The 24232-nt window shown below is 55.5% G+C and carries 23 protein-coding genes and 1 other annotated feature; of the genes, 7 read left to right on the top strand and 16 right to left on the bottom strand.

Going from position 1 to position 24232, the window contains the following annotated elements:
- Nucleotides 1-100 precede the first annotated feature (100 nt).
- The gene (gene tal, locus AK59_RS0109995) at nt 101-1054 is read right to left on the bottom strand and encodes a transaldolase (protein ID WP_013095515.1); all 954 of its coding nucleotides are present in this window, start codon (nt 1052-1054) and stop codon (nt 101-103) included.
- A gap of 262 nt (nt 1055-1316) precedes the next feature.
- On the opposite strand from tal, the gene AK59_RS0109990 reads away from it, so the two are divergent.
- Together AK59_RS0109990 and yaaA are read left to right on the top strand one after the other, a co-directional pair.
- Nucleotides 1317-2747, top strand: coding sequence for an alanine/glycine:cation symporter family protein (locus AK59_RS0109990; protein WP_029882677.1), 1431 nt, complete (start codon nt 1317-1319; stop codon nt 2745-2747).
- 66 nt (nt 2748-2813) lie between these two features.
- Nucleotides 2814-3587 (top strand): peroxide stress protein YaaA, encoded by a 774-nt coding sequence (gene yaaA, locus AK59_RS0109985; protein WP_013095513.1) that lies wholly within the window; start codon nt 2814-2816, stop codon nt 3585-3587.
- 32 nt (nt 3588-3619) lie between these two features.
- On the opposite strand, the gene AK59_RS0109980 is transcribed toward yaaA, so the two are convergent.
- The 7 genes from AK59_RS0109980 to yjjY form a co-directional block, all read right to left on the bottom strand.
- On the bottom strand, nt 3620-3913 hold the full coding sequence (locus tag AK59_RS0109980; protein WP_029882676.1) for a DUF2502 domain-containing protein: 294 nt from the start codon (nt 3911-3913) through the stop codon (nt 3620-3622).
- Nucleotides 3914-4156: 243 nt separating this feature from the next.
- Nucleotides 4157-5443 (bottom strand): threonine synthase, encoded by a 1287-nt coding sequence (thrC, locus tag AK59_RS0109975; RefSeq protein ID WP_029882675.1) that lies wholly within the window; start codon nt 5441-5443, stop codon nt 4157-4159.
- A 3-nt stretch (nt 5444-5446) separates the two neighbouring features.
- Nucleotides 5447-6376, bottom strand: a complete 930-nt coding sequence (gene thrB, locus AK59_RS0109970) for a homoserine kinase (RefSeq protein ID WP_013095510.1) — start codon at nt 6374-6376, stop codon at nt 5447-5449.
- Between the two features lies 1 nt (nt 6377).
- A complete protein-coding gene (gene thrA / locus AK59_RS0109965; RefSeq protein WP_029882674.1) occupies nt 6378-8840 on the bottom strand; it encodes a bifunctional aspartate kinase/homoserine dehydrogenase I in 2463 nt (820 codons plus the stop codon).
- A 24-nt stretch (nt 8841-8864) separates the two neighbouring features.
- Nucleotides 8865-8982: a sequence feature (Thr leader region), on the bottom strand.
- Nucleotides 8921-8989 (bottom strand): thr operon leader peptide, encoded by a 69-nt coding sequence (gene thrL / locus AK59_RS1000000124355; protein ID WP_015572623.1) that lies wholly within the window; start codon nt 8987-8989, stop codon nt 8921-8923. It overlaps the preceding feature by 62 nt.
- A 211-nt stretch (nt 8990-9200) precedes the next feature.
- Entirely contained in the window at nt 9201-9887 is a 687-nt protein-coding gene (locus AK59_RS0109955) for a tRNA/rRNA methyltransferase (protein WP_029882673.1), read from the bottom strand.
- A gap of 399 nt (nt 9888-10286) precedes the next feature.
- Nucleotides 10287-10427 (bottom strand): protein YjjY, encoded by a 141-nt coding sequence (yjjY, locus tag AK59_RS1000000124935; protein WP_001541509.1) that lies wholly within the window; start codon nt 10425-10427, stop codon nt 10287-10289.
- 95 nt (nt 10428-10522) lie between these two features.
- On the opposite strand from yjjY, the gene arcA reads away from it, so the two are divergent.
- On the top strand, nt 10523-11239 hold the full coding sequence (gene arcA / locus AK59_RS0109950; protein WP_003856501.1) for a two-component system response regulator ArcA: 717 nt from the start codon (nt 10523-10525) through the stop codon (nt 11237-11239).
- A gap of 46 nt (nt 11240-11285) precedes the next feature.
- On the opposite strand, the gene creA is transcribed toward arcA, so the two are convergent.
- Nucleotides 11286-11759 carry a protein CreA gene (gene creA, locus AK59_RS0109945; RefSeq protein ID WP_013095506.1) on the bottom strand — a complete coding sequence of 158 codons (474 nt, stop codon included), beginning with the start codon at nt 11757-11759 and terminating at the stop codon, nt 11286-11288.
- A gap of 211 nt (nt 11760-11970) precedes the next feature.
- Here creA and robA point away from each other — a divergent pair, with 211 nt between their 5' ends.
- Complete coding sequence (robA, locus tag AK59_RS0109940; RefSeq protein ID WP_013095505.1) at nt 11971-12840, top strand: MDR efflux pump AcrAB transcriptional activator RobA; 870 nt, start codon at nt 11971-11973, stop codon at nt 12838-12840.
- Here robA and gpmB read toward each other — a convergent pair.
- Entirely contained in the window at nt 12837-13484 is a 648-nt protein-coding gene (gpmB, locus tag AK59_RS0109935; protein ID WP_013095504.1) for a 2,3-diphosphoglycerate-dependent phosphoglycerate mutase GpmB, read from the bottom strand. The genes robA and gpmB overlap by 4 nt on opposite strands.
- Nucleotides 13485-13533: 49 nt before the next feature.
- On the opposite strand from gpmB, the gene yjjX reads away from it, so the two are divergent.
- A complete protein-coding gene (gene yjjX, locus AK59_RS0109930; RefSeq protein ID WP_029882672.1) occupies nt 13534-14049 on the top strand; it encodes an inosine/xanthosine triphosphatase in 516 nt (171 codons plus the stop codon).
- 27 nt (nt 14050-14076) lie between these two features.
- On the opposite strand, the gene trpR is transcribed toward yjjX, so the two are convergent.
- Both trpR and sltY read right to left on the bottom strand, forming a co-directional pair.
- Complete coding sequence (gene trpR / locus AK59_RS0109925; protein WP_013095502.1) at nt 14077-14406, bottom strand: trp operon repressor; 330 nt, start codon at nt 14404-14406, stop codon at nt 14077-14079.
- Between the two features lie 55 nt (nt 14407-14461).
- Nucleotides 14462-16399: a murein transglycosylase gene (gene sltY / locus AK59_RS0109920; RefSeq protein ID WP_013095501.1), complete on the bottom strand. Its 1938-nt coding sequence runs from the start codon at nt 16397-16399 to the stop codon at nt 14462-14464.
- A gap of 227 nt (nt 16400-16626) precedes the next feature.
- On the opposite strand from sltY, the gene ettA reads away from it, so the two are divergent.
- Nucleotides 16627-18294, top strand: coding sequence for an energy-dependent translational throttle protein EttA (gene ettA, locus AK59_RS0109915; protein ID WP_013095500.1), 1668 nt, complete (start codon nt 16627-16629; stop codon nt 18292-18294).
- A 91-nt stretch (nt 18295-18385) separates the two neighbouring features.
- Here the strand turns inward: ettA and AK59_RS0109910 are convergent, their stop codons facing one another.
- Nucleotides 18386-19285 (bottom strand): LysR family transcriptional regulator, encoded by a 900-nt coding sequence (locus AK59_RS0109910; protein WP_013095499.1) that lies wholly within the window; start codon nt 19283-19285, stop codon nt 18386-18388.
- Between the two features lie 108 nt (nt 19286-19393).
- On the opposite strand from AK59_RS0109910, the gene AK59_RS0109905 reads away from it, so the two are divergent.
- The gene (locus tag AK59_RS0109905) at nt 19394-20395 is read left to right on the top strand and encodes a zinc-binding alcohol dehydrogenase family protein (RefSeq protein ID WP_029882671.1); all 1002 of its coding nucleotides are present in this window, start codon (nt 19394-19396) and stop codon (nt 20393-20395) included.
- Between the two features lie 116 nt (nt 20396-20511).
- On the opposite strand, the gene nadR is transcribed toward AK59_RS0109905, so the two are convergent.
- The 3 genes from nadR to serB all read right to left on the bottom strand — a co-directional run bounded on the left by nadR (nt 20512) and on the right by serB (nt 24209).
- Entirely contained in the window at nt 20512-21744 is a 1233-nt protein-coding gene (gene nadR / locus AK59_RS0109900; protein WP_014830583.1) for a multifunctional transcriptional regulator/nicotinamide-nucleotide adenylyltransferase/ribosylnicotinamide kinase NadR, read from the bottom strand.
- 35 nt (nt 21745-21779) lie between these two features.
- A complete protein-coding gene (radA, locus tag AK59_RS0109895) occupies nt 21780-23165 on the bottom strand; it encodes a DNA repair protein RadA (RefSeq protein WP_013095496.1) in 1386 nt (461 codons plus the stop codon).
- Between the two features lie 75 nt (nt 23166-23240).
- Nucleotides 23241-24209 (bottom strand): phosphoserine phosphatase, encoded by a 969-nt coding sequence (serB, locus tag AK59_RS0109890; RefSeq protein ID WP_013095495.1) that lies wholly within the window; start codon nt 24207-24209, stop codon nt 23241-23243.
- Nucleotides 24210-24232 lie beyond the last annotated feature (23 nt).

Below are 24232 nucleotides of genomic sequence, written 5' to 3'. Positions count from 1 at the left end.
TTCAAAAAGTACTGATTAAAGGGAATGATACACGCAGAGGGGAATTTCAGACAGAGTACGAAAGAAGTCGCGTGACCGGGAGCCCGGTCACGCAGAATGATTACAGCAGATCGCCGATCATTTTTTCCAGTTTTTCCTGGTCAATAGCAAACTTACGGATACCGTCAGCCAGTTTGTCTACCGCCATTGGATCCTGGTTGTGCTGCCACAGGAACTCGGATTCAGTGATACGCTCTGGACGCGCTTTCACTTCACCGGTGTAAGACAGTTTACGCTCGATGGTACCTTCGCTTTCAGCCAGCTCTTTCAGCAGCGCTGGTGCGATGGTCAGGCGGTCACAGCCAGCCAGTTCGATGATTTCGCCGACGTTACGGAAGCTTGCGCCCATAACAACGGTCTCATAACCGTGCTGTTTGTAGTATTCGTAGATTTCAGTCACGGAAATCACGCCTGGATCTTCAGACGCGGCGTACTCTTTCTTGTCGGTATTGGCTTTGTACCAGTCCAGAATACGACCCACGAACGGAGAAATCAGGTATACGCCCGCTTCCGCACATGCACGCGCCTGCGCGAAGGAGAACAGCAGCGTCAGGTTACAGTTGATACCGTCTTTTTCCAGCTGTTCAGCAGCGCGGATACCCTGCCAGGTAGAAGCCAGTTTGATCAGGATACGGTCATTGCTGATACCCGCATCGTTATACATTTTGATCAGACGTTTGGCTTTCGCGATAGACGCTTCGGTGTCGTAGGAGAGACGCGCATCCACTTCGGTAGAGATGCGGCCAGGAACCAGTTTAAGGATCTCCAGACCGATGTTCACTGCCAGTTTATCAGTGGCATCCACAACCTGCTGCGCGCGGTCGTTGCTCTGTGCTTTCGCCCAGGTCACGGCGTCGTCAATCAGTTTGCGATACTCAGGGATCTGCGCGGCGTTAAGGATCAGAGAAGGGTTAGTTGTGGCATCCTGCGGCTGGTACAGCTTCATTGCCGCGATATCTCCGGTGTCAGCTACGACAGTGGTGAACTGACGAAGGGAGGTCAATTTATCCGTCATGATAGTGTTTCTCTTTTAACGTGCCCTGGATAATTCACGCTACCGACAGCATGCCTGCAGCGGAAAAATGACAGGTTTACTTGTTAGGGGGATGTAACCGGTCTGCCCTGATGATAACACGACAGAGGGGTAGCGCAACCGCAGACAGTGCGCTTAGCCAATGTATGATAAACTCGGAATATTAAGAGGCAGCTACGTAACAGTACGCCCAATATGTGGTAGCGCTTACATCCTTACCCTGGCATCAACATGAGGGACGTTAATGCCTGATTTCTTTTTCTTTATTAACGAAGTGCTCTGGGGTTCGATAATGATATACCTGCTTCTGGCAGCAGGTATATGGTTTACGTTACGCAGCGGTTTTATCCAGTTTCGTTATATCCGCAAATTTGGCAGAAGTCTGAAAAACAGCGTCACGCCACAACCCGGTGGATTAACCTCGTTCCAGGCGCTGTGCACCAGCCTTGCGGCACGGCTTGGCAGCGGTAACCTGGCGGGGGTCGCGCTGGCTATCAGCGCCGGTGGGCCGGGGGCGGTTTTCTGGATGTGGGTGACGGCAATTATCGGCATGGCAACGTCCTTTGCCGAATGCTCTCTCGCCCAGCTCTATAAAGAAAAAGATCATCATGGCCAGTTTCGCGGTGGCCCTGCCTGGTACATGGCGCGCGGCTTAGGAATGCGCTGGATGGGCGTGCTGTTCTCACTTTTCTTACTCGTCGCCTATGGCCTGATTTTCAACACCGTCCAGGCAAATTCTGTCGCCCATGCCCTGCGCTATGCCTTCGCCTGTCCGGAATGGCTCACCGGCGCGGGGTTAGCCCTCTGCATACTACTGACCATCTCTACCGGTCTTAAGGGTACAGCCCGCCTGATGCAGTGGCTGGTTCCCATTATGGCCTTGCTCTGGGTTGCGGCCAGTCTGCTTGTCGCTGCGTTGCATATCGACCAGGTGCCGGATGTGATTGCGACCATTTTCAGCAGCGCCTTTGGCTGGCGTGAAGCGGCTTCGGGTGCGCTGGGCTATACCTTTAGCCAGGCGCTGATGGCGGGTTTTCAACGCGGTATGTTCTCTAACGAAGCCGGAATGGGGTCTACCCCCAATGCCGCGGCGGCGGCCGCTTCCTGGCCCCCTCACCCGGCCGCGCAGGGCATTGTGCAGATGATTGGGGTCTTCACGGACACGATTATTATCTGCTCCTCTAGCGCCATGATCTTGCTGCTGGCAGGCCCAATCTCTCACTCAACGGAAGCCGGCGGGATACAGCTTCTTCAGCAGGCGCTGGTGAACCTTACCGGTGGCTGGGGAGCGGGATTTGTTTCGCTCATTCTGCTGTTGTTCGCCTTCAGCTCAATGGTCGTCAATTACCTTTACGCCGAGAACAACCTCATTTTCCTGAAGCTCAACTCTCGCCCCATGCTCAACCTGTTGCGCCTGGGCATGTTGCTGATGGTCATCGTGGGTTCTCTGCTCAGCATGCCGGTGGTCTGGCAACTGGCGGACGTGATTATGGCGCTGATGGCGATCACCAACCTGACGGCGATTTTGCTGCTCTCGCCCGTAGTCACCCTCATCGCCCGGGACTACCTTCGCCAGCGTAAGCTGGGGGTTCCGCCGGTGTTTGACGCCTCGCGCTATCCCGAAATCAAATCGCAGATTGCGCCCGGCACGTGGGATGATTTGCCGCGGCAATAACAGCTATCGATCAATTCAGGGCGATTTTTTGCTAAAGTCGCCTTAAATTTCCTGCAAGGACTGGATATGCTGATTCTGATTTCACCTGCAAAAACGCTCGACTACCAGAGCCCGCTCGCGACCGAGCGTTATACCCAGCCTGAACTGCTGGACTACTCGCAACAGCTGATTCACGAGGCGCGTAAGCTCTCCGCGCCGCAAATCGCCTCTCTGATGAGCATCAGTGATAAGCTCGCCGATCTCAACGCGACCCGCTTCCATGAGTGGCATCCTGACTTTACTCCTGCGAATGCGCGCCAGGCGCTTCTGGCCTTCAAGGGCGATGTCTATACCGGCCTGCAGGCAGAAGAGTTCAGCGAAGCCGATTTCGATTTTGCCCAGCAGCATCTGCGTATGCTTTCAGGCCTGTACGGCGTGCTGCGCCCGCTGGATCTGATGCAGCCCTATCGTCTGGAGATGGGCATCCGCCTGGAAAACGCCAAAGGCAAAGATCTGTACCATTTCTGGGGCGACATTATCACCGATAAGCTGAACGCAGCCCTGCACGCGCAGGGGGATAACGTGGTGATTAACCTCGCCTCCGATGAATACTTCAAATCGGTGAAGCCGAAGAAGCTCGATGCGGAAATTATTAAACCGGTCTTCCTTGATGAGAAAAACGGCAAGTTTAAGGTCATCAGCTTCTATGCCAAAAAAGCGCGTGGCCTGATGAGCCGCTACATCATACAAAACCGCCTGACGAAGCCAGAGCAGCTCACCGGCTTCAACAGCGAGGGGTATTTCTTTGACGAGGAAGCGTCAGGGAAAGGGGAACTGGTATTTAAGCGTCACGAACAGTAAAAAAACAACCCCGCCTGCTGGCGGGGTTTGTATTAGTGATGCTTCCAGTCCGGGCCTGGTCGGTGATCGTCGTGGCGGTGGTCATGACGTTCGTCACGATCGCGATGCTCATCATGTGGACGCCAGTGGTTATCGCGCCACTCATAATGCGCCTTCCACCAGTCATGGTCGCGCCAGCGGCCGCCGTCCCAGTAATGGCCGTTATTATCCCGATCGCCAATCTGCAGTTTGACCGCCGGAACCAGGGTGATTTCGGATGCCTGTACCGCCATGGGAGCGACCAGCATCAGTGAAAGCGCAATCAGCGCAGGTTTCAGTTTAGACATCGGTGACTCCTTATGATTCTTGCCCAACGTGGGCCGATGTAAGGAGATTACGTGAGGGGAACCGGGGATGTTATTCTCTGCAATCCTAAACGCTAAGTGACCGCATTTATTGGGAATTTCTGCTTTTTCCCTGCTATTTTTCTCCTTATTTTCTTCACAAAAAAGCCGGGTGATGCTTCGCTTACCCGGCCTACGATTGAGATTGTTGCAGGCCCGGTAAGCGCAGCGCCACCGGGCAAAAAATCACGCTCGGGTCATCATCAGCTTACGCAGCGCGGCAAAATCCGCCGGCAGCTCATGAGAGAGCAGCGGCAGGTCAGCGCGATCCGCCAGCTCTTTCGGCAGCGGCAGCGTTTCACCCAGAATCTCTTCCACGCTCTCTTTGAATTTTGCCGGATGCGCCGTCCCCAGGAACAGGCCATACTCGCCAGGATTAAGCTGGTCGCGCAGCGCACGGTAAGCAATCGCCGCATGCGGTTCAGAGGTATACCCCACCGCTTTCAGCTCACGCATAGTGCTTTTGGTGGTTTCATCGTTGACCGCCGCATAGCCCAGATCGCCCAGACGCCACACTTTACGGCGGAACAGCTCTTCCACGCGCGGCCAGTTGTTTGGCTGTGACACGTCCATCGCGTTAGAGAGCGTCGCCTGGGTCGCGTTCGGCGCCCATTTACCGTCTTTCAGGAAGCGTGGCACGGTGTCGTTGGCGTTGGTCGCCGCGATAAAGCGTTTCACCGGCAGCCCGAGGGATTTCGCCAGCAGGCCCGCGGTCAGATCGCCAAAGTTTCCGCTCGGTACCGAAACCACCAGCTGATTACGCGCCTCTTGCGGCAGTTGGGCAACCGCTTCAAAGTAGTAGCAAATCTGCGCCAGCAGGCGGCTGATGTTAATGGAGTTAGCAGAGTTGAGCCCCAGCGCGGCCTTCAGCTCTTCATCATCGAAGGCCTGTTTCACCAGCGCCTGACAGGCATCGAAGTCGCCATCTACCGCCACGGTTTCAATGTTACCGCCGAGGGTGCAGAACAGTTTTTCCTGGAGCGGGCTGATCTTGCCTTTCGGATAGAGGATCACCACGCGTACGTTCTTCAGACCGTAAAAAGCATGCGCCACGGCGGCACCGGTATCCCCGGAGGTAGCGGTCAGAATGGTGACCGGCTTGTCGCCGCTGATGTGGGTAAGCATCTGCGCCATAAAGCGGCCGCCGAAGTCTTTAAACGCCAGGGTTGGGCCGTGGAACAGCTCCAGACAGCCCACATCCGGCTCAACCTGCTGAACCGGTGCCGGGAAGGCGAACGCCGCACGTACGCGCTCTTCCAGCAACTCCTGCGGGATTTCGTCGCCGATAAACGCAGACAAAATTTTTGTGCTGCGAGTGACAAAGTCCTGCTTCAGCAGCTCATCAATGTCGGTCAGCGGGAATTCAGGGAGATCGTGAGGGAAGAACAGCCCCTGATTTTTGCCCAGTCCCTGAGTCACCGCCTGCGCGAAGCTGACCTGCTCGTTATGATCTTTCAGATTGTAGAGTTTCATTCGTTATCCCAGTACTCGTGCGCCAGCCGTGTCCAGACGGCAAATATGAACAAAGCCTTCCTGATTTTGCAGGTAGTGTTTAGAGAGCCAGTCCGCCACGCGCTGCGCGGTGTCTGGCTTATCGCACAGGGCGAACAGCGTCGGGCCGGAGCCGGAGATGCCGCACGCCTGCGCGCCAATATCAAGCGATGCCTGTCGCGCCTCATTAAAGCCAGGCAGCAACTTCGTACGATACGGTTCGGCAATCACATCTTTCATCAATTTCGCCGCCAGCTGTGGCTGACGGGTATAACAGGCGTGAATAAAGCCTGCCAGATGACGCCCGTGGGCGATGCAGTCCTGACGGCGATACTGCGCAGGCAGGATCGCCCGCGCTTCCGCAGTAGACACTTTGATACCCGGGTAGGCCAGGACCCACAGCCACTCATCAAACCCTGGCACCTGCTGGCTGATGATGCCATTTTCTTCGATCATCAACTGCATACCGCCGAGGAAACACGGCGCGACGTTATCGTAGTGGATACTGCCAGAGATGCGGCCTTCCAGCTCACCCATTAACCCCAGCAGACGGCTATTGTTCAGGGGTTTGCCGCAGTGCTCATTCATCGCCACCAGCGCGGCCACAACAGAGCAGGCACTTGACCCCAGGCCAGAGCCAATCGGCATACTTTTTTCCAGCGTCATGGCGACCGGCACGTTTTTCCCGATCTCCTGACAGAAACGCTCCCAGCACTGATAGACAATATTCTCGCGCGGTTCGGACGGCAGCTTGCTGGCAAAACGTCCCACGTTATTCAGGCTGAAACTTTCTGCCGCTTCCACCGTGACCGTATCGCCCAATAGTGAACCGTCCACCGGCGTCACCGCCGCACCCAGCACATCAAACCCGACGCTCATATTGGCGCTGGAAGCCGGGGCATAAACTTTGACCATGTTAAACTCCTAACTTCCATGACAGGGTACGCAGCAGATCGGCAAACACACCCGCCGCCGTAACATCGTTCCCTGCGCCATAGCCGCGAAGCACCAGCGGCAATGGCTGATAATAGTGGCTGTAAAACGCCAGGGCGTTTTCGCCGTTTTTGACTTTGTACAGCGGATCGTTGCCATCGACTTCGGCAATCTTCACCCGGCACACGCCATCTTCTTCAATGTTGCCAACATAGCGCAATATCTTACCTTCATCACGGGCTTTCGCCACGCGTGCGGCAAAAGCGTCATCCAGCTGCGGTAAATTATCCATAAAGGCGCTGACGTCACCGCTGCTGTCAAATTCAGCCGGCAGCACGGGTTCTATCACGATATCGGAAAGCTCCAGTTCACGGCCCGTTTCGCGCGCCAGAATAAGCAGTTTGCGCGCCACGTCCATACCGGAGAGATCGTCACGCGGATCCGGCTCGGTGTAGCCCAGTTCACGCGCGGCGCGGGTTGCTTCTGAGAGGCTCATCCCTTCATCCAGCTTACCGAAAATAAAGGACAGCGAGCCGGAGAGAATGCCGGAGAAACGTTGCAGTTCGTCGCCCGCGTTCAGCAGGTTCTGCAGGTTTTCGATAACCGGCAGGCCCGCCCCCACATTGGTGTCGTACAGGAACTTGCGACGCGATTTGCTCGCCGCCAGACGCAGCTGGTGATAGTAATCCATCGACGAGGTGTTGGCCTTTTTGTTCGGCGTGACCACGTGGAAGCCTTCGCGCAGGAAGTCCGCGTACTGATCGGCAACCGCCTGGTTCGACGTACAATCGACAATCACCGGGTTCAGCAGGTGATACTCTTTCACCAGACGGATCAGACGCCCAAGGTTGAACGGCTCTTTTGCCTCGTTCAACTCGGCCTGCCAGTTTTCCAGGTTCAGCCCGTGAACGTTGGTCAACAGCGCTTTTGAGTTGGCGATCCCGCAGACGCGCAGATCGATATGCTTCTTCTTCAACCACTCCTGCTGACGCTTCACCTGCTCCAGCAGCGCACCGCCAACGCCGCCCACGCCAATCAGGAACAGCTCAATCACCTGATCGGTGTTGAACAGCATCTGATGAACCACGCGTACGCCGGTAGTCGCGTCATCGTTATCAACCACCACCGAAATAGAACGCTCGGATGAGCCCTGGGCAATCGCCACGATATTAATATTGGCGCGCGCCAGCGCGGCAAAGAACTTGGCGGAAATGCCGCGCAGCGTACGCATACCGTCGCCAACCACGGAGATAACCGCAAGACGTTCCTGAATGGATAACGGCTCCAGCAGTTCTTCTTTCAGCTCCAGATAGAACTCTTCTTCCAGCGCACGACGGGCGCGCAGACAGTCACCCTGCGGCACGCAGAAGCTGATGCTGTATTCCGATGAGGACTGGGTGATCAGCACCACAGAGATCCCATTGCGTGACATTGCGGCAAACACGCGCGCCGCCATGCCAACCATCCCTTTCATACCAGGCCCGGAGACGCTGAACATTGCCATGTTGTTGAGGTTGGAGATGCCTTTCACCGGCAGGCCATCTTCGTCGGTGCTGGCGCCAATCAGCGTGCCAGGCGCTTGCGGGTTACCGGTATTTTTAATCAGGCAAGGGATCTGGAACTGGGCAATGGGGGAGATGGTACGAGGGTGAAGCACTTTCGCGCCGAAGTAGGAAAGCTCCATCGCCTCCTGGTAAGACATCGACTTCAGCAGCCTGGCGTCCGGTACCTGGCGCGGGTCGCAGGTGTATACGCCGTCAACGTCAGTCCAGATCTCGCAACAGTCCGCGCGTAAACAGGCGGCCAGCACAGCAGCAGAGTAATCAGAGCCGTTACGGCCCAGCACCACCAGTTCACCCTTTTCATTGCCGGCGGTGAAGCCCGCCATCAGGATCATATGGTCAGAAGGAATTTTGCTCGCAGCGATGCGGCGGGTTGATTCAGCAATATCAACGGTGGATTCGAGGTAGTGGCCCACTGCCAGCAGTTTTTCAACCGGATCAATCACCGTGACGTGATGGCCGCGCGCTTCCAGCAGGCCCGCCATGATGGCGATAGAGAGTTTCTCACCGCGGCAAATTAACGCCGCGTTGATGCTGTCCGGGCACTGACCCAGCAGGCTGATACCGTGCAGCACATGTTTAATCTGGGCAAATTCTTGTTCTACGAAGGCTTTCAGCTGTACGAGCGGGAAACCTGGCTGTGCCTCCGCCAGCCCCTGCAGCAGCTCGGCGAAGATACGCTCGGCATCGCTAATGTTCGGAAGTGCATCCTGACCGCCAATGGTCTTTTCAATCATCGCCACCAGGTGGTTAGTGATTTTTGCCGGCGCAGAGAGAACGGTCGCGACCTGTCCCTGCCTGGCGTTGCTCTCCAGGATATCGGCAACACGCAGAAAGCGTTCTGCATTTGCCACTGATGTACCGCCGAACTTCAACACTCGCATGGTTCTACCTCGTTTCCTTTAGCCGAAAAAAAAGCCCGCACTGTTCAGGTGCGGGCTTTTTTCTGTTTTTCCTGTACGCGTCAGCCCGCATCGTTACCTGTGGTAATGATGATGGTTGTGGTAATGGTGGTGATGCTGATGCGTTTCATGGATGTTGTGTACTCTGTCATTATTATCTGTCTGTGCTGTATTCTTTTAGGGTTAAAGGATCGGGCACCTTAAGTCAATGAATTTTTAATTTGATCACAATTCAGCGTATTCTTACGTCCCGCTGCGTGCAGATTTATTTTCATCCGATTCCGCCAGAGGCAACCCTTAACTTCAGACGCTTACGCCATAGTAAAAACTTATGGCAGCATTTTACTCGGCTAATTTTTTTTCGATATCGTGCAGCAAACGGTGCAGCATTGCCGTATCGCGCTGCTCCAGACGCCCAAGACGCTGCTGCAGCCAGTCAGCCATTTTTTGGTCATCCGCCACGCCAAGTTGCATCAGCAGGTTGTCAACGCGCGTACGCAGCGCGGCCAGCTGGTTTTCGTCGGTACCCACCGCTGGCGGTTGAGGAATTTGTATTAAGGACGCTAATTGATAACAATAGACCATCACCGCCTGGCCTAAATTCAGGGACGGGTAATCCGCGACCATTGGAGCCCCCGTCAGCACATCCGCGAGCGCCAGTTCGTCGTTTGTTAATCCTGAATCTTCCCGCCCAAACACCAGCGCCGCTTTTTCCAGCCACTGGCTTTTCTCGCTCATCATCGGTACCAGTTCCGCTGGCGTGGCGTAATAGTGGAACTTAGCCCGACTGCGCGCCGTGGTCGCAACGGTAAACGAAATATCGTGCAGCGCGTCGGCGAGCGTGTCGTAAGTGGTTATATTATCAAGAATATCGCCCGACCCGTGCGCCACCCAACGCGCCGCGGGCTCCAGGTGAGCAGCGCTGTCCACAATACGCAAATCGGTGAACCCCATGGTCTTCATGGCACGCGCCGCAGCGCCTATATTTTCAGCTCTGGCTGGCGCGACCAGTACAATCGACAGATGCATTTATGCTCTCTTTTTAATCAGTTAGCGGGGATTACTGTGATGCGCGTCAACATATTACGCGGCGCGAATTTACAATTTTGCAACACAAATCACCGAAATAGCGTTTCATAACAAATTAAAAGCGCTAAACTATTTTGTAGCTGAACAATCATTTAGAATGTTAACAGAACCTGATTATCCTTATGTTTTATAATGATAATGACAGGGTGAATACGCGATTTAAGTTGGATTCGTAACGTTTATCAATCAAGATCCGCAACTAGTTGGTTTATTGAAAAATTGTGACAAAGGCTAGCATTTAGCTATGATGATTTCATCAAACTGTTAACGTGCTACAATTGAACTTGATATATGTCAACGAAGCGTAGTTTTATTGGGTGTCAGGTGTCACTTAGCCTGTTATGTTGCTGTTAAAATGGTTAGGATGACAGCCGTTTTTGACACTGTCGGGTCCAAAGGGAAAGTACCCACGACCAAGCTAATGATGTTGTTGACGTTGATGGAAAGTGCATCAAGAACGCAATTACGTACTTTAGTCACGTTAGCCCGGTCATGTTAATTTGCGACATGCATCAGGCAGGTCAGGGACTTTTGTACTTCCTGTTTCGATTTAGTTGGCAATTTAGGTAGCAAACATGCAGACCCCGCACATTCTTATCGTTGAAGACGAGTTGGTAACACGCAACACGTTGAAGAGCATTTTCGAAGCAGAAGGCTACGATGTCTTTGAAGCGACCGATGGCGCAGAGATGCATCAGATCCTTTCTGAAAATGATATCAACCTGGTCATTATGGATATCAATCTGCCAGGTAAAAACGGCCTTCTGCTGGCGCGCGAACTGCGTGAACAGGCGAACGTCGCATTAATGTTCCTGACAGGCCGTGATAACGAAGTTGATAAGATCCTTGGCCTGGAAATCGGTGCGGATGACTACATCACCAAACCGTTTAACCCACGCGAGTTAACCATTCGTGCACGCAACCTGCTGTCCCGCACCATGAACCTGGGCACCGTCAGCGAAGAGCGTCGTAGCGTAGACAGCTACAAATTCAACGGCTGGGAACTTGATATCAATAGCCGTTCACTGATCAGCCCGAACGGTGAGCAGTATAAACTGCCGCGCAGTGAATTCCGCGCGATGCTGCACTTCTGTGAAAACCCGGGCAAAATTCAGTCCCGTGCAGAACTGCTGAAGAAAATGACCGGCCGTGAGCTGAAGCCACACGACCGTACTGTAGACGTGACCATCCGTCGTATTCGTAAACATTTCGAATCTACGCCAGATACGCCGGAAATCATCGCCACGATCCACGGCGAAGGCTATCGTTTCTGCGGTGACCTGCAGGAGTGATCCTGCAGTCAACACCATAAAAAAACGGCGCGAAAGCGCCGTTTTTTTATTCCCGCCACGGCATAATCGGCACCGCGCTAATCGCGTTTTTCGGTGAACCTTCCACTACTTTGTCGGAGTAGGCAAGGTAGGCCAGGGTGTTACGTTTAGCATCGTAAAAACGCACCACCTGCAGCTTTTTGAAGACCAGCGACGTCCGTTTCTGGAACACCACATCCCCCTGCGCTTTGCCGTTTTTGATTTTCTCGCTCAGTTCAACCGGCCCGACCTGCTGGCAGGAGATGGCCGCATCGGATGTATCCTCGGCCAGCCCCAGACCGCCTTTAATCCCCCCGGTTTTTGCCCGGCTAACGTAGCAGGTGACGTTTTTCACATCCGGATCGTCAAACGCCTCCACCACAATTTTGTGGTCCGGCCCAAACATTTTAAACACGGTGTCGACAGAACCAATCTGTTCCGCCTGCGCCGCGCGGCCCGCTATCAGCAGTAAGGCTGTTAAGAGCAATGTCTTATATTTCATATTGTTACCATTTCTTAATATTACGTTGAGCGATTATTCAACACGTTAGACAAAAATGTAGCAAGATCACAGGATTAGAATATATTCACCCAAAACGCAGGACAAAAAGCATTAATGAGCAAAAAAAACACTGAATGCTAAAACATCAAAAAATGCTATTATCCGCTAACCTGTTATCAGGCACCTGCTGTTTTAAGGATGAGGATAGTATATGGATCAGGCTGGAATTATTCGCGACCTGCTAACCTGGCTGGAAGGTCATCTTGACCAGCCTTTGTCACTGGATAATGTGGCGGCTAAAGCAGGCTATTCCAAGTGGCATCTGCAAAGGATGTTCAAGGATGTCACCGGTCATGCTATCGGTGCCTATATTCGCGCACGTCGTTTATCTAAATCTGCGGTGGCCTTACGCCTGACCGCGCGGCCCATTCTTGATATTGCCCTGCAGTATCGTTTCGACTCGCAACAAACGTTCACCCGAGCCTTTAAAAAACAGTTCTCGTTGACGCCGGCACTCTATCGCCGTTCACCTGACTGGAGTTCATACGGTATGCGCCCGCCGCTGCGTCTGGGCGAGTTCGCCATGCCGAAGTACGAAATCATTACCCTGCCGGAAACCCATTTGATCGGTACGACACAGAGCTACACCTGTTCTCTGGAGCAGATTTCTGAGTTCCGCCATCAAATGCGCGTTCAGTTCTGGCGCGACTTCCTGAGCCATGCCCCGGCGATCCCGCCTATCCTGTATGGTCTCAACGAAACGCATCCAAGCCAGGAAAAAGACGACGAGCAGGAGGTGTTCTACACCACCGCGTTAACGCCGGAGATGGCCAATGGCTATATTCAGGGCTCTAAACCGGTCGTGCTGGAAGGCGGAGAGTATGTGATGTTCTCCTACGAAGGGCTGGGAACGGGCGTGCAGGAATTCATCCTGACCGTTTACGGAACATGCATGCCTATGCTGAACCTGAATCGCCGTAAAGGTCAGGATATTGAGCGCTACTACCCGGCAAGCGATGCGAAACCGGAAGAAGGCCCCATTAATCTGCGGATGGAATTCTTAATCCCGATCCGTCGTTAACGCTGCAGTTCATCCAGTGCAGGGGCATCAAGATGCGAAATGTCCCCTGCCATCTCAACGACCCATCCCGACGCCAGCCACGCGCTTTCCTGATAATCAATACGGGAAATAGAGCAGTTGCGCAGACGCAAACGGCGCTCCGCATAGGCCGGTAACCCCAGAATGGTGCTGACCAGACATCCCAGCGCAATCCCGTGACTCACCAGCAGTGGACGGCTTCCGGCTGGCAGCTTCAGGCATTCCGCCAGCGCAGCATGCATACGCACGCTCAGCTCCTGCATGGATTCGCCCTCAGGGATACGGCCATCTTCGGTACCGTTAACCAGCGTGCGGCGCCAGCCCTCTTCCGTTTCCGTCAGCGTATCGATATGGCGTTTTTCGAGCACCCCCATATCCAGCTCGCGCAGGCGCGGTTCAAGCAGCACATCACAACCACAGGCATCAGCAATTATGCGCGCCGTCTGCTGCGTGCGACCTAAATCGCTGGTGATGACATGGGTAATGCCCAGCGTTCTGGCACGTTCTGCCACCTGCCACGCTTGCTGCACACCCTTTTCAGTGAGAGGACTGTCGGACTGGCCTTGAATACGTCGCTCGGCGTTCCACTGCGTTTCACCGTGGCGAACAAGGTATACCTGTAACATGCTTTTTTTCCGTTATACTGCGATGAGTTTTTTTGAATCGAGCTTAATTATGCACCATGTTGTCTCTGCTACCACCAATCCTGCCAAAATTCAGGCAATTCTAAGGGCATTTGAAGAGATTTTCGGCGAAGGATCCTGCCATATTGATGCCGTCGGCGTCGAGAGTGGCGTTCCTGAACAGCCGTTTGGCAGCGAAGAAACGCGCGCTGGCGCACGAAATCGCGTGTTAAATGCGAAAGCGGCCGCACCCGATGCCGACTTCTGGGTCGCCATTGAAGCGGGAATTGACGAAGGCGCGACGTTTAGCTGGGTGGTTATCGAAAGTCGTGAACAGCGCGGTGAAGCACGCTCGGCCACCCTGCCGCTGCCGGACATCATTCTGGAAAAAGTGCGCGCAGGCGAAGCGCTCGGGCCAGTGATGTCGCAGTACACCGGCATTGATGAAATAGGCCGTAAAGAAGGGGCGATTGGCGTCTTTACTGCTGGCGCGCTTACGCGCTCAAGCGTTTACCATCAGGCGGTGATCCTGGCGTTAAGCCCGTTCCATAACGCCATTTATCGTTGAACGTATAGGCCGGATAAGGCGCAGCCGTCATCCGGCGTTTTTCAGCAATACCGCTTCCAGCCACTGACGCAGCTCAACCGGCGCAGACTTCAGGCTGTTTGAACCGCGGGTGATCGTCGCGATCCCCGCGCCAAGCTCGTTTTTGAGCTCACGCTGGCTCATCTCACCGCGCAGTAACTCTTCGATGATCCGCACGCGCGTGCCCAACGCCTCACGCTCGTCAGGCGTCAGCATCAGTTGCAGCAGGGGTAGATGCAGATCCTGGTCGTAAGACTGGCGGAGCAACTCCACAAAACGAAGCCACTCCTGATGACGTTGTTCGGCCAGTGCCGAGGAATACGGGGAATGCTGGGTCATGTTATGCCGCCTGTTGTACTCATTAACGAGTACAGCATAACACAACCCATCCCAATCAGTAACGTCTCTGCCACTCCGCATCGCTCATCAGGGTATCTTTTTGCCCCATGAAGTAACGGTAATAGGCATCATACGCCAGCACGTTCTTCACGTAGCCGCGCGTTTCTGAGAACGGAATGCTCTCGACAAACGCCACGGCGTCGATGCGTCCGGCGCTGTTACCCAGCCAGGTACGCACACGCCCTGGGCCCGCGTTATACGCCGCAGAGGCGAAAATGCGGTTGTTACCAAACTGCTGATAGACGTACTGCAGATAGCTGGTACCAATGTTGATGTTGGTATCCGGATCCAGCAGCTGTGATGGACTGCTGTATCCCGGGATATTAAACATCTTCACCGTATGCGTCGCCGTGCCCGGCATAATCTGCATCAGGCCGCTGGCCCCTACCGGGGAACGGACTTTCGGGTTCCAGGCGCTCTCCTGACGGGCAATCGCCATGGCGTAGCTTTGCGGAATATCTTTACCGCTGGTGTAGCGATCGAACAGATCTTTGTAGGCCAGCGGGAAACGTTCTTCAAGATGATCCCACAGCTTACCGGCGATCGTCGCCTGAACGCTCAGATCCCACCAGTGGTTATCAAAGGCGTAACGGGCAAGCTGGGCTTTCTCATCCGTAGTGCGGCTGGTGACCAGATTCGCCCACTCGCTACGGGCGGTGTTGTCCATATTCCAGTACATCAGCTCGCGCACGCGCGCCATTTCCGGCCCCTGGGTCAACGCCGGGCTGGCGTTACCCGGCGCTTTATCAATGCGGAAGGTGTACTCCTCACCCAGACGCTGCGCGGCCACCATCGGGTAGAAGCCCCTCTGCTGCATCAGCGCGTGGAGGATCTCTTTAGCTTCGTCATCGCGTCCCCGCTCCATCAGCAGATCCGCCTGCCAGTAGCGCCATTCGTCTTTCTCTTTGGCTTCCATCGGCAGACGCGCAAGCCAGGTATTAAGGCCTTTACGATCGCCCGTCCCCAGCGCCATGCGCACGCGACGTTCCACCAGCGACGTGGAGTTGGAGCGCATAATGGCATCGTCCCGCCAGCGGGCCTGTTCGTCGGTTACGTCCGAGCCCATCAGTCTCCACGCCACGATGTCGCGCAGTTCCTGGGTTTGCTCTTCATTGAGCTGCTGTGCCTGCACCAGCTGCGGGATCATCAGCCGCGCGTTTTCGACATCGTCACGCGCCACGCTGGCAAAGGCCACCGCCGCCATCTGTCGGGTAAAATCGGTCGCTCCCGTGCTGCGGGCAAAGGTCAGAACGCTGTTGGGGTCGTTTGCCAGCGACATCACGGCCGTGGAAATGGTCTGGTAATCCGACGGCATTTGACCCGCCAGAGCCATCACCAGACGCGTGTTTCCGGCTTTCATCGCCAGACGGATACGTTCAAGGTAAGCCAGCGGATCCTGTTTACCGGAAGCACGCCAGGCACCAAAGAGCGAATCACAGGCGTTCGGCTGGCTTTTCCCGGTCAGCCACAGCTCTTTTGCCCCTGCCCAGGCTTCCTCCTGCTGACCGGTGGCCCATTTTGCATAGTAATAGTTACACTGGGCTTCCGTGGTGTTCGGTTTTTCCGGGCTGAACGCCAGCAGTCCGCGCCAGTCTTCACGACGCGCCAGCTCGTTTACAAAACGAGACTGCAGGTTCCGGGCGGGCGGCAGGGTCGGGTTCGCCTGAATGAAGTTATTCACGGTGACCGTGGGTTGATTCATGAGATCGTCAGTAATCTGGCGATACTCCAGATAGGGATAGAGAGGATAGTCTTTCAGCGTCGGCATCAACGCCTGCACAGTATCCATCTGTTTGTTGTCCCACGCCTGTTTAATCTGGGCGTAGCGGTTACGTTGTTCATCCAGTGAATCGGCATGCACCGCCTGGCTTACCGCCATTACGCATACGCTGGCCGCCAGCAGACGCCAGACCACCCGTTTGGCTTTTTCCACAAGCTCTTCCTCATTGTTTTTTCGTCAATTGCAGCGTCTTGCCACGTCAAAGTCTAATTAACTTATGCTAACCAGGCATCCCGGAACGCGCCACGTTACGGACACTTTTTTACCTTTCCTGCGCGTTTTAACACTCCCGACGTTCCTGGCTGGGATTAGGGCGGGAAAAAGGCTACACTTCGAGGCTGAAATTCCTTTTCATCACGATAAAAGAGGCGAAGTCCAACGTGGCTCAATTCGTTTATACCATGCATCGTGTCGGCAAAGTGGTACCGCCGAAACGTCATATTCTTAAAAATATCTCGCTGAGCTTCTTCCCGGGCGCAAAAATCGGTGTTCTGGGCCTCAACGGTGCCGGTAAGTCCACCCTGCTGCGCATCATGGCCGGCATCGATACAGACATCGAAGGTGAAGCCCGTCCGCAGCCAGGCATCAAAATTGGCTACCTGCCGCAGGAACCTCAGCTGAACCCTGAACACACCGTTCGTGAATCGGTTGAAGAAGCGGTATCCGAAGTGGTTAACGCGCTGAAAGGTCTGGATGAAGTGTATGCCAAATACGCCGAGCCAGATGCGGACTTCGATAAACTGGCCGCTCAGCAAGGCAAATTTGAAGAGATTATCCAGGCGCACGACGGTCACAACCTGAACGTGCAGCTGGAGCGCGCCGCTGACGCCCTGCGTCTGCCAGACTGGGATGCGAAAATTGCCAACCTCTCCGGTGGTGAGCGTCGCCGCGTGGCGCTGTGCCGTCTGCTGCTGGAAAAACCAGACATGCTGCTGCTCGACGAACCCACTAACCACCTGGATGCGGAATCCGTGGCGTGGCTGGAACGCTTCCTGCACGACTTCGAAGGCACCGTGGTGGCGATCACCCACGACCGTTACTTCCTCGACAACGTGGCGGGCTGGATCCTGGAGCTGGACCGCGGCGAGGGTATCCCATGGGAAGGCAACTACTCTTCCTGGCTGGAGCAGAAAGATCAGCGTCTGGCGCAGGAAGCGTCTGCTGAAGCAGCACGCCGTAAGTCTATTGAGAAAGAGCTGGAATGGGTACGTCAGGGCACGAAGGGCCGTCAGTCTAAGGGCAAAGCCCGTCTGGCACGCTTTGAAGAGCTGAACAACACCGAATACCAGAAACGTAACGAAACCAACGAACTGTTTATTCCACCTGGCGCGCGTCTGGGGGATAAAGTGGTCGAAGTCAGCAACCTGCGTAAATCTTACGGTGACCGCGTGCTGATCGACGATCTCTCCTTCTCCGTACCGAAGGGTGCCATCGTCGGTATCATCGGTCCGAACGGCGCGGGTAAATCCACCCTGTTCCGTATGATGTCCGGTCAGGAGCAGCCTGACAGCGGCTCTATCACCTTGGGTGAAACGGTGAAACTGGCGTCCGTTGACCAGTTCCGTGACGCAATGGATAACAGCAAAACCGTGTGGGAAGAAGTCTCCGGCGGGCTGGATATCATGCGTATCGGTAACACCGAGATGCCAAGCCGTGCCTACGTTGGCCGCTTTAACTTCAAAGGTACCGATCAGGGTAAACGCGTCGGCGAGTTGTCCGGTGGTGAGCGTGGTCGTCTGCATCTGGCGAAGCTGCTGCAGGTTGGCGGTAACGTACTGCTGCTCGATGAACCAACCAACGACCTCGACATCGAAACCCTGCGCGCGCTGGAAAACGCCCTTCTGGAGTTCCCGGGCTGTGCCATGGTTATCTCGCACGACCGTTGGTTCCTTGACCGTATCGCCACCCACATCCTGGACTACCAGGATGAAGGGAAAGTGGAGTTCTTCGAAGGTAACTTCACCGAATACGAAGAGTACAAGAAACGCACGCTGGGCGCAGACGCGCTGGAGCCGAAGCGAATTAAGTACAAGCGTATTGCGAAATAAAAGTAAAACGGCAACTTCGGTTGCCGTTTTTTATCTTTGTGCCCTCTCCCCGTGGGAGAGGGTCAGGGTGAGGGCATCAGGCCACACATAATCACCCGCCCACGTAAAACCGCTTCACCTCATCACACTGCATCGCAAAGTCGATATAGCTCATCAGCGCAGGCGAATTGAGCTTACGGCTCGGATAGGCCAGCCAGAGATCGTTTCCTTCGACGTTCCACTCCGGTAGCACCTGCACCAGCGCCCCTTTTTCAATTTTATCTTCCAGCAAAAAAGCGGGTAAGAGTGTGATTCCCGCACCAGCTACCGCGCACTCACGGGCATACACAAGATTATCCGTCATATGCGCATTGTCCGGCAGATAGCGGTAATCCTCACTCTCGCTTTGCAGGAGCCATTCAGACCAGGCCTTGTGGGTAATACAACGGTGATCCACCAGCTGGCGGGGATGGTGCAGCGGCTCCCGGCGTGCCAGGTATTCCGGTGAGGCCAGCATATAGCGCGGGCAGTGGCCAATCATGCGGCCAATCAGCGAGGAGTCCTGCGGTTTACCGGTACGCAGCGCCACGTCAAAGCCAGACTCCACCAGATCGAGCACATCGTCAGAAATAGAAACATCCAGCGAAACGTCAGGATAGCGGAGCTGAAACTCGGCATTCAGGTGTGCCAGTAACGTCGCGCCAATGCCCGCCGGGCAGGTGATACGAAGCCGCCCGCTGGGGTTTTCACGCAGCCGCTGAATGGCATACTCCGCCCTTTCGCTGGCCGCCAGCATCTCGCGACAATGCACCAGATAGTGCTCCCCCGCAAAGGTCAGATTCAGCCTGCGCGTGGTGCGGTTTAGCAGGCGGATCCCCACCTGCTGCTCAAGCTGGCTAATCCGCTGGCTAACGCTGGATTTCGGCAGGTCTGCTTTCTGCGCTGCGGCGGTAAAACTGCCCATCTCCGCCACCAGCGCAAACAGCGCCATATCCTGCAGCTGTTTAAACATGATTGTTCACCCCATACGAACACTCCGTTCTTGATTGTCCATCTTATCATGCGCATGACCACTTAATAGACTAGCCTCAACAAAACGCATTCCATTGAGGAGTTGATCATGTCTGTTAAAGCCATTGCCGTTAATCCTGAAAATCCCGCAGCTTTTATTGAGATCACCCAACCGATGCCACAGCCCGGTGAACACGATCTGCTGGTAGAAGTAAAAGCCGTTTCCATCAACCCGGTCGATACCAAAGTGCATGCGAGTCTTGTTAAAAACGGCCTGCAGGCGCCACGCATTCTCGGCTGGGATGCCAGCGGTGTCGTCAAAGCGGTGGGGACAAGCGTCACCGGCTTCAAACTGGGCGACGAAGTATGGTACGCGGGCGACATTACCCGTCCGGGCAGTAATGCCACGTACCAGCTGATTGATGCGCGTATTGTGGGACACAAACCGACAAGCCTTGGCTGGGATGCCGCTGCCGCATTGCCGCTGACCGCGCTCACCGCCTGGGAAGGGCTGTTTGAGCGCCTGAACATTCAGGATGCCGGGTCGGACAAAACGCTGCTGATCATCGGCGGTGCCGGCGGCGTAGGCTCCCTTGCGATCCCGTTTGCGAAGCACAACAGCAAGGTCAGGGTCATCGCCACCGCGTCGCGGGAAGACTCCGCCCAATGGTGTCGCGATCGCGGCGCGGATCTGGTGGTGAATTATCGCGATCTGAAAGGTGAACTGGCCAAACAGGGCATCACCTTGGTGGATTATATTTTCATCCTCAATGATACCGATGGCCACTGGGATGCGGTCAGCGAACTGATTGCGCCGCAGGGACACATCTGCTCCATCGTCGAAAATGCGCACCCGCTGAACCAGGACAAGCTGAAATCCAAATCCGCCGCCCTGCACTGGGAATTCATGTATACCCGCAGCATGTACCAGACTGCCGATATGGCGCGTCAGGGTGAGATCTTAAACGAGGTGGCGAAGCTGGTAGATAACGGCGTGGTGGAGAGTTCGCTCAGCGAAACGCTGCACGGGCTGAGCGTGGAAAGCATTACCGAGGCCCACCGCAAAGTGCTGGACGGGCATATGCGCGGGAAGGTGGTGGTTGCGTTCTGAGTGGATAATTCCCCCTCACCCTGCCCTCTCCCCACGGGGGAGAGGGTAAAGACAGCTCCGTACGATCCCCTCTCCCCCATGGGGAGAGGGTTAGGGAGAGGGGCAAACCTGTGAATTTACCCCTGCTCCCCCATCATCTCCTTCACCAACTCGACGCAGCGCAGGAAACGGGTGTCGTAATCAGACGCTTCAACGTGGACAAACTCCACGTTGTTCTCGTGAAGCATCTCCACCAGCATCGTCTGGAACTCTTTCCTGTCCACTGAGCTACCGAGGCTGCGCATCCCGTCGGCGACCCACGGCGTGTTGTTTTCCAGCAGGATCACCAGGTCGAAGCGATATTCATCGATCAGCGCCTGTACGAACGGGTGCTCGCGTCCTTCATACTTCTTACAGAAGGCTTGTGTAGTGACAAAATCGGTGTCGATGAAGGCCACTTTGTTGGCGTATTTCACCGCGAAATCAATGTACTGAGCATGGCCTAGCGCGATTTTATCGTAATCAGAATACTGCAGCGCCATCTCGTCTCCCCCCAGATGGGAAAAGACATAATCACGTCCGTATTCCCACGCGCTGGTGGTATTGAAGATATTTGCCAGCTTGTTAACCAGGGTCGATTTCCCGCTGGATTCACCGCCCAGAATCGCAACTGTGCGCACAAAGAACGGCTTCACTTCGGTCGGGATGTAATCCCAGTAGCGGAACGGGTTTTCGCGGATCTGCGCCCCGCTGATGTTCATGAATGTACGCTTCGGATCGATCAGCACCGTTTCAATGCCCAGATGCTCGCGGAACTGCGGTGCGTCGGACTCTTCAGAGGTGTAGATCCAGTTGGGCGCAATCCCCTTCTCTTCCATAAACGCTTTAATGCCGTTGCTCCACACGTCCCAGCCATGTGGATACGGCTCCATGCCCTCTTCGTTAAAGGCATGAATGCGAATGTTTTTCTGATATTTGAAGGTCTGAAGCAGCCAGCGCAGGCGATCCGGCACCGTCGGCTGCTGCGACATGGCGCTGTCTTCAAACAGCTGACGGTCACGGGTTTCATCGTAACCCATGATGATGTGCAGCTCGTCGACCTGGCTACAGGCGCGCTGGATCAGGTAGATATGGCCGGTATGCAGCGGGTAAAACTTGCCAAACACCACGCCGATGTTCTTTTGCATACGCGGGAATTCAAGCCCCAGAAAGCGATGTAACGCTTCCAGCTTTTGCGCGCTGGGGCTTTTGATTTTGGCGTTCAGCAACTGGCTAAGATAGCCTTTCGTCATGCCGCTGGCGTCAGCCACCTGCTGTAGCGTGCAGCCTTTCTGACGGATTGCGGTCTTGATGTAGTCAAATGATGACATAAATTACGGTGCCTCCTGCAAAATCGAATACGTAATTATAAGTCGTCAAAGACATTTAACGCATCTGCGAGTTTTTTAACGCCAAAGACCTGCATCCCTTCGGGGATCTTCTTCGGCACGTTGGCCGCCGGCACAATCGCCCGGCGGAAGCCATGTTTCGCCGCCTCGGAGATGCGCTCCTGGCCGCTGGGCACCGGGCGGATCTCCCCGGCCAGCCCCACTTCGCCGAAGACCACCAAATCCTGCGGCAGCGGTCTGTCACGCAGACTGGAGACCATCGCCAGCAGCAGCGCCAGATCGGCACTGGTCTCTGAAACTTTCACGCCCCCGACCACGTTGACGAAGACATCCTGATCGGCCATTTGCAGGCCACCATGACGGTGTAGCACCGCCAGCAGGATCGCCAGACGGTTCTGTTCCAGACCGACCGCCACGCGCCGCGGGTTACCCATCATCGAGTGATCCACCAGCGCCTGAATTTCAACGAGCAGCGGGCGCGTCCCCTCCCACAGCACCATCACCGAACTGCCGGAGGTGACTTCATCTCCCCGGCTCAGGAAGATGGCCGACGGGTTGCTGACTTCGCGCAGCCCCTGCTCGGTCATGGCAAATACGCCCAGTTCATTCACCGCACCAAAGCGGTTTTTGTGGCTGCGCAGGGTACGGAAGCGGGAGTCCGCGTCGCCGTCCAGCATCACGGAGCAGTCGATACAGTGCTCAAGCACTTTTGGCCCCGCCAGCGAGCCGTCTTTGGTGACGTGGCCGACCATGACGATCGCCACGCCGCGGGTTTTGGCAAAACGCGTCAGATACGCGGCGGTCTCACGCACCTGCGCCACGCTGCCCGGCGAGGACTGAATATCCGCCATGTGCATCACCTGGATGGAGTCAATCACCATCAGCTTCGGCTGCTCTTCTTCGGCAATCATGCAGATCTGCTCAATGCTGGTTTCCGACAGCATATTCAGATTGCCGGTAGGTAACCCCAGACGGTGTGCTCGCATCGCCACCTGCTGCAGGGACTCTTCGCCGGTGACGTACAGGGTTTTCATCTGCTCGGCGAGCTTGCAGAGCGTTTGCAGCAGCAGGGTCGATTTACCCGCTCCCGGGTTACCGCCGATCAGGATCGCACTGCCCGGCACCACGCCGCCGCCAAGCACGCGGTCAAACTCTTTGAAGCCGGTGGAGAAGCGCGGCAACGCTTCCAGACTGATTTCTGACAGTTTTTGGACTTTTGCCACACCGGCATTACCCGCATAGCCGCTCAGGCGTTCATTGCGGGCCACACTCGGCGAAGCCGCCACACCACGCACTTCGGTGATGGTGTTCCAGGCATGGCAGGCGCTGCATTGCCCCTGCCAGCGCGGATAATCCGCACCACATTCATTACAGACAAATGCGCGTTTTGGGGCTTTAGCCACGGTTTACCTCGTTATTTCAGTGCGGCCTGCGCGCCGGGTGGCGCTAACGCTTACCCGGCCTACAATCGCATACCGTTATTTCTGATTCAGGCTGCCGGAGAGGATGCAGAATACACCCATCAGGTCAGCGTGACGGATTGTCACTTCCGTCTTTTCATTCACTTTTGGCTTGGCATGGTAGGCAATGCCAAGACCGGCAACTTTGATCATCGGCAGATCGTTTGCGCCATCGCCAATGGCAACGGTCTGGGCAACCGGAATTTCATATTTCTCGGCCAGTCGGCTCAGCGTATTGGCTTTATACTGCGCATCCACGATATCGCCGAGCACCTGCCCGGTCAGCTTACCGTCCATGATCTCCAGCTCGTTGGCGACCACAGTGGTCAGATGCAGTTTTTCCCGCAGGTAATCCGCGAAGAAGGTAAAGCCACCGGAAGCGATCGCCACTTTCCAGCCCAGCGACTGGAGCTTCAGCACCAGTTGCGTCAGCCCGGGCATCAGCGGCAGTTCATCGCGCACCTGACGCAGGATATTGGCATCGGCCCCTTTGAGGGTCGCCACGCGCTGTCTCAGGCTGGCAGTAAAATCCAGCTCGCCGCGCATCGCGCGCTCGGTCACTTCCGCCACCAGCTCGCCGCTGCCCGCCAGTTTGGCGATCTCATCGATACACTCAATCTGGATGGCGGTAGAGTCCATATCCATCACCAGCAGACCCGGCGTTTTCAGATGCGGGATTTTACCCAGCGGGGCAACGTCCAGCCCGGCATCGTGCGCCAGACGCGTCGCGCGCTGCGTCAGGGAACCGGCAAGGCGAATGACCTGATAATCTTCCACACACCAGGCGGCGACAATCACCATCGCCGCACCCAGTTTAGTTTGATATTGGGTAAGGCGTTGCTTATCCAGGCCGCGTCCGTACAGCAGCCAGCCGCTACGGCCAGCGTGGTAATCCAGAGGCATCACCTCATCGCCACTTAAAGAGAGCGGCAATCCTGGCCATAAAGAGACATCCGTTGGCAGGTCGCACCAGGTAATGTTCGGCATTGAAGCTCCTGTAATTTCGTTCG

Origin of the sequence: Enterobacter sp. T1-1 (assembly GCF_000710795.1) — a bacterium.
GTDB classification, from domain to species: domain Bacteria; phylum Pseudomonadota; class Gammaproteobacteria; order Enterobacterales; family Enterobacteriaceae; genus Enterobacter; species Enterobacter cloacae.
Note: the sequence above shows the minus strand (reverse complement) of the source record. Positions and strands in the feature narration are given on the sequence as shown.